The 5,792-nt window shown below is 43.2% G+C and carries 5 protein-coding genes and 1 pseudogene; 4 read left to right on the top strand and 2 right to left on the bottom strand.

Features of this window, described 5'->3' with window-relative positions; genetic code table 11:
- Window positions 1–99 precede the first annotated feature (99 nt).
- A complete protein-coding gene (locus Q7A53_RS20800; protein ID WP_411791134.1) occupies window positions 100–1,284 on the bottom strand; it encodes an MFS transporter in 1,185 nt (394 codons plus the stop codon).
- Between the two features lie 279 nt (window positions 1,285–1,563).
- Between Q7A53_RS20800 and desA the strand changes: the two genes are divergently transcribed.
- The 3 genes from desA to Q7A53_RS20785 all read left to right on the top strand — a co-directional run bounded on the left by desA (window position 1,564) and on the right by Q7A53_RS20785 (window position 4,479).
- Window positions 1,564–2,616, top strand: coding sequence for a Delta(5) desaturase DesA (gene desA, locus Q7A53_RS20795; RefSeq protein ID WP_411791133.1), 1,053 nt, complete (start codon window positions 1,564–1,566; stop codon window positions 2,614–2,616).
- A 124-nt stretch (window positions 2,617–2,740) separates the two neighbouring features.
- Entirely contained in the window at window positions 2,741–3,877 is a 1,137-nt protein-coding gene (locus tag Q7A53_RS20790; protein WP_411791132.1) for a sensor histidine kinase, read from the top strand.
- Window positions 3,874–4,479 carry a response regulator gene (locus Q7A53_RS20785; protein WP_411791131.1) on the top strand — a complete coding sequence of 202 codons (606 nt, stop codon included), beginning with the start codon at window positions 3,874–3,876 and terminating at the stop codon, window positions 4,477–4,479. The genes Q7A53_RS20790 and Q7A53_RS20785 overlap by 4 nt, the downstream gene beginning before the upstream one ends.
- A gap of 105 nt (window positions 4,480–4,584) precedes the next feature.
- Here the strand turns inward: Q7A53_RS20785 and Q7A53_RS20780 are convergent, their stop codons facing one another.
- On the bottom strand, window positions 4,585–4,776 hold the full coding sequence (locus tag Q7A53_RS20780; RefSeq protein ID WP_411791130.1) for a hypothetical protein: 192 nt from the start codon (window positions 4,774–4,776) through the stop codon (window positions 4,585–4,587).
- Window positions 4,777–5,300: 524 nt separating this feature from the next.
- Between Q7A53_RS20780 and Q7A53_RS20775 the strand changes: the two are divergent.
- A pseudogene (locus Q7A53_RS20775) lies at window positions 5,301–5,792 on the top strand (hypothetical protein); the annotation flags it as partial.

The following is a 5,792-nucleotide window of genomic DNA, read 5'->3' as shown; positions in this document are numbered from 1 at the left end:
CTTGCCAGTTCCCCCGCAGGAAAGCGAGTTGTTTCCTTAGCCACCTATCTCTTTCTTGGCAACGGGCCCGAATGGTCTTGAAATTGATCCTGAAAAATTTCACAACCTCTTATAAACAGGAAGAAAAATAAGCACGAATAAGAAGACAATACTAGTCCCAAGCACCCCGATCCAGGCGAAAGTTTCCCATAGCTTGCCGATCGCCGTGCTCCCGACCGCAACTCCAATATAATAACTGATCAAATAAAACCCGGACGCCCCGCTTCGATGATGCTCCGCCGTTTTACTCACAAGAGCTGCCGCCATGGAATGAGCAATAAAGAATCCTGTACAGAGAACGGCAAGACCGATGATGATAAAAGTGACCGGAGAAGCGGCAGTCAGCCAGGCGCCGATTAATAGCACCGCTACGCCTGAGAGCATCACTTTAGACAGCCCGTACTGGTTAGAAATCCGGCCAGCGAGCGGCGGAGCAAGAACTCCTAGAATATAGGCCAAGTAGGTGAACGATACCCATTTTAACGGCCAGTTGTATGGAGGGTTCTGCAAGTGAAACGGCAAGTAGGTCCAGATGGCTGTAAACGTCACCTGCAGCACCATTCCCATCATAAATAAGGCAATCATCCGCCGGTCCGTCAGATGAACGAGCATCCCCCGCATATCCTCTCTCAGCGGCTTATCTTCCTTCGTGAAAAACCTTTCCTTTGGCAGCAGCAAAATAAATAGAAGCAGAGCGGCAAGTCCAAATCCAGCTAACAGGAATAAAGTAGTCTGCCAGCTCCACAGGTCTGTCAGATAGCCGGCAGCGACTCGTCCTCCCATCCCTCCTAAGGCATTACTTGAAATATAAAGAGTCATCGCAAGACCTAGATCCTTCTGTGCTACTTCTTCTCCTAAATACCCCATCGCCGCAGCAGGGATTCCCGCCAGGAAAAAGCCTTGGACAAAGCGCAGGATGACCATCCATTCGAAAGAGTCCACAAACGGGATCAAAATTAAAATGGCGACCGTGACCGCCAGGGAGATTCTCATTAACGGCAGCCGCCCATAACGGTCTGCCATAAATCCCAGCACGAATAGACCCGCCACCATCGAAATAACAGCGGCCGATACGAGAAAGCTCGACTGGGTCACTGTTACATCGAACTTGTTTACGAACACGGGCAGTAAAGGCTGAAAAGCATATAAAGTTGAAAATATAAGCAGGGAGGCAAGCATTAATGCAATGGTTACCCGCCAAAACTCTGGCTGCTTAGGTGTATAAGGTGCAGGACGGTTCTCCATTCGAAGGCTCCCCTTTCTGACATTTATTTTTTTGAAACATCCACGAATAATGGGAAGAATTATGATAAAAATAGTACCACATCCAGGCAGCAACCGGGAAAGGAATTGTTTACATATATCCATAAATAGGAAAATTTTGACCCTTTTTTTATAAAAAACTCACATCCATGACAAGTGTCATATAGGCAGCCTGACGTTTGTGTCTTACCACAAGGACTTTGTTTGACTATGATGATAAAGAGAGTTATTCCAAATCGTGATTTAGTTAGGAGTAAACATATGAGTAAATTAAAACAACAAGAACTTAAAAAAAGTGTCGCCTCATTTGCAAAACCTGATTTAATGGCAGGAGTGCGGCAGCTGTTAAATACGATTCTGCCATTTCTAATGCTTTGGTTTCTTGCCTATCAAAGTTTATCTGTTTCTGTATGGCTTTCCCTTCCGTTCTCAATCATAGCTGGGGGATTTGTTGTACGAATCTTTATTATCTTTCACGACTGTACTCACCAATCCTATTTTAAAAATAAAAAAGCGAACCGGGTCATTGGAACGCTGACCGGTATCATAACCTTGTTTCCTTTCGATAAATGGAAACGTGAACATTCGATTCACCATGCGACCAGCGGAAACTTAGACAAGCGCGGAACCGGCGATGTCTGGGTGATGACGGTGGACGAGTATGTAGCGGCTACCTTCTGGGGACGTTTAGCTTACCGCTTATACCGTAACCCTCTGGTTATGTTTGGACTAGGACCGATCTATCTATTCTTATTTTCCAACCGGTTTAATCGTAAAGGTGCCAAGCGCAAGGAAAGAATGAATACGTATTTCATCAATTTCTCGATTGCAGCGATCTATACGCTGTTAATCTGGGCAATTGGCTGGCAGGCATTTCTTATGATTCAAATTCCGATGCTCTATGTATCCGGATCCCTTGGCATTTGGCTGTTTTACGTCCAGCATCAGTTTGAAGATTCCTATTTTGAAGATGAAGACGAGTGGGACTTTGTGAAAGCTGCAGTGGATGGAAGTTCCTATTATAAGCTTCCAAAAATATTACAGTGGGTCTCAGGAAGCATCGGCTTCCACCATGTACACCATTTGAGCCCGAGAGTTCCCAACTATCATTTGGAACAAGCGCACGAGCAAACACCGCCGCTCCAGAAGGCGACAACGATCACGCTTGCTTCCAGCCTGAAATCAATCCGCTTTCGACTGTATGATACGAAGCATAAAACATTTGTCAGTTTTAAAGAGGTGAAGCCGTACCTGGCTAAACCTAAGACTAGACAGATGATGAACAGTAAGCGCCCGAGCCTGCAGCAGAAATAATCAATCGGAAAGCCCATCCGCATGGTGCGGGATGGGCTTTTCCTTATCCCTTTGAACATGACAACCTTTAAGCATTTGGTATATTCTTTAAAGAGAGAATAAAGTTAGTCGAAAGGAGCGCGTTATGCAGAACTGGTATCACATCATTCCCAAAAACACCGGGCTGAGCTCTTATATATGGATTATCTTCTATCTGCTGCCCTTCTTTTTTATATTTAAAACGTCATCGATTCTTGAGATCCTTCTCGGCATCTTATTAGTTGCTGGATTCTTTCTCTCTTATCGGCGTTCGTTTCAATCCAAAAGTCATTTGTTCTATTTCTGGGTCAGTATTGATATTCTCATCAGCCTTGCCTTAACCCTAGTGTTTGGCTATGTATATTTCTCCCTCTTCCTAGCGTTTATCATCGGGAACATTAATCATAGAGGCGGGTTTCTATCCTATTACATCGTCCATCTGGTAACGACCATTGCTGCGACCGCGCTGTTATTCTTTTTAAAAGAGGAGTCGCTGTTTCCGCAATTGCCTTTTATCATCATTACGATTATCGGGGTCATCCTGCTTCCGTTTACCATTCGCTATCGAAATAAGCAGCACGAGCTGGAAGACGAACTAGAGGATGCGAATGAACGAATTTCACAGCTCATGGTGATTGAGGAGCGCGAGCGCATAGCCAGGGACCTGCATGATACTCTAGGGCAGAAGCTCTCTCTCATCGGACTGAAGAGTGACCTTGCTGGTAAGTTAATTCATGTGAAACCGGAATCTGCTATTAATGAAATTCACGACATCAGACAGACCGCTAGAACAGCCTTAAAGGAAGTTCGCGAAATGGTGTCGAATATGAGCCGCGCGAAGCTTGAGGATGAATTGATCCGCGTCCGGCAGATCATTCAAGCCAAGGAAATGGAGTTTCAGTTAGAAGGAGATCCTTCCCTTGCCAATACCCCGTTACTCGTTGAGAATGTTCTCAGCATGTGCTTAAAAGAGGCAGTGACGAATATCGTGAAGCACAGTGAAGCCACCTGGTGCCGTGTGATGATTAAACAATCCCCAACGGAGGTATTAATAAAAGTAGAAGATAATGGAATTGGAATTAAAGAGAAAAAGGAGTCGTTTCACGGTCGCGGGCTGCAGGGAATGAGAGAACGCTTAGATTTCGTGAACGGCAGTTTAGAGATCGTATCGTTACAAGGAACGACCTTAAATATTCGGGTTCCTAATGTAAATCAACAATCGGAAAAGGAGGATCCGGTATGATTCGAATTGTCATCGCCGAAGATCAGCTCATGCTTTTAGGAGCTCTTGGTTCTTTACTTGATTTAGAAGAGGGGATGGAAGTTGTCGGGCAGGCAAGTAATGGAGAAGAAGCCTGTCAGCTCGTTAAACAGCACCAGCCGGACATTTGTATAATGGATATTGAAATGCCGGGAAAAAGCGGTCTGGAAGCAGCAGAAGAGCTCCAGCAGTATCCCTGCAAGATCATTATTTTAACAACGTTTGCCCGGCCCGGGTATTTTGAAAGAGCCCAAAAAGCCGGTGTGAGCGGTTATCTATTGAAGGATAGTCCAAGTGAAGAATTAGCAACTTCCATCCGAAAAATTATGGAAGGGCAGCGGATTTTTGCCCCTGAATTAGTGGATGTGGCCTTTGGTACGGAAAACCAGAATCCATTAACCGACCGTGAAATCCAGGTGATTCAGCTAATGGCTGAAGGGAAAAACACGAAAGATATTTCAAGCGAACTTTTCATTACACCAGGAACTGTCCGAAACTACGTATCCGTTATTCTCGATAAGCTGCAGGTGACGAATCGAATTGAAGCGATTTCCCGGTTTAAGGAAAAAGGCTGGTTTAAATAAAAGGAGTCGTGCACAAATCCGCTGCACGACTCCTTTTATATTTTTGAGCGGGGTGACGGGTGTTTGCTTAGCCCGGAGGATCTAACCGCTCCTCTCCGCCTTTGATTATTTCTTTTTATCTTCTTCGCTTGGGATGATGCCGGTTGGTTCTTGGACTTTATTGTTTACGTATTCGTTAGGTTCTTCGCCGAATTCTGTAGAGTGATTTTTGAATTGGGCTTTACGGCCGTTGCGGTGTTCTCCATGATTTTTGTTTTCTTTAAATTGGTTGTCAGGCTTTTTGTCTTTTTTACTCATTTTCCTCCACCTTTCCATCCTAAGATAGAGTTATTTTTTGACGATAACGCATGCTTTATACGATTAATAAGGATTATTCAAAAAACCATTCATGAGAAATAGCTTTTCTCTATGAATGGTTTTTAATTTTATCTTTAATTTTAGGATAGTTAAATAAATAAAATGGAAATTAAGTTAAAGATTTCCTGATCTCAGCGCGGAAATCCATAGAAATGTTACCAATAACCATCCTTTGTTTCCAGTTTTTAAGAAATCAATTAGAAAAAGTTTCTAGTGGTTCAGCGGGTTTGTAATCTGAATGTAATAATCAAAGGAAGATTGACAAGGTTTTAGGTTACGAATTACACGTAAATTGGAAAAAGTAATAATAAATTTCATGTTTTTGGCATGATTATTATAAGTCGATTACATCATGTATAAGCTATTTCTTCGCTAATTTCCCTATGATAGATTAAGGAAGTGTTAAAAAATATATAAAATTATAAAAAATAGAGACGGGTAATTTATGTGGGAGGAAATATAGTGTGAGAAAGAAGAGTGGATGGACGAAAAAAATTGTGCTTACGGCAATACTTGGAATCGGTGTGAGTGTGGGAACCGTCTATGCGGATAACAGTCTTCAAACTACTTACCACGTTTATGTAGGAGATAAACATCTCGGAGTGGTGGATGACAAATCCGTGGTGAAATCCTACGTAGAAGAGCGGCTCAATCAAGCAGAAGGTAAATATAAGAAGCTGGATGTAAACCTTCGGGAGGATCTTTCTTTTGTTCCCGAGAAAACATTCACCCCGAATACTGATAATGATCAAGTTGTGGACGCACTGAAGCAGGACCTATCCGTTGCGGTTGATGCTGTAGGGCTGTCGGTGGATGGCGAAACCGTCGCTTATCTTCCAAGTGAAGAAAAAGCAGAGAAAGTAGTCGAACAACTTAAAGAGAACTATGTAAAACCCAAGAAGCTGCAAAAGCTTGAAAAACGTAAAGCTGAAGGTACGACCCCTCATATTAAACTT

The sequence above is a fragment of the Halobacillus rhizosphaerae genome (assembly GCF_046719735.1).
In the GTDB taxonomy this organism is placed as follows: Bacteria; Bacillota; Bacilli; order Bacillales; family Halobacillaceae; genus Halobacillus_B; species Halobacillus_B rhizosphaerae.
The sequence above is the reverse complement of the archived record's forward strand: the minus strand, read 5'-3'. Positions and strand labels throughout refer to the sequence as shown.

Excerpts from the sequence above, each read along its gene's own strand:
- Q7A53_RS20790 (WP_411791132.1), top strand. The coding sequence starts at position 2,741 with ATGCAGAACTGGTATCACATCATTCCCAAAAACACCGGGCTGAGCTCT.
- Q7A53_RS20800 (WP_411791134.1), bottom strand. The coding sequence starts at position 1,284 with ATGGAGAACCGTCCTGCACCTTATACACCTAAGCAGCCAGAGTTTTGG.
- Q7A53_RS20780 (WP_411791130.1), bottom strand. The coding sequence starts at position 4,776 with ATGAGTAAAAAAGACAAAAAGCCTGACAACCAATTTAAAGAAAACAAA.
- Q7A53_RS20785 (WP_411791131.1), top strand. The coding sequence starts at position 3,874 with ATGATTCGAATTGTCATCGCCGAAGATCAGCTCATGCTTTTAGGAGCT.
- desA (WP_411791133.1), top strand. The coding sequence starts at position 1,564 with ATGAGTAAATTAAAACAACAAGAACTTAAAAAAAGTGTCGCCTCATTT.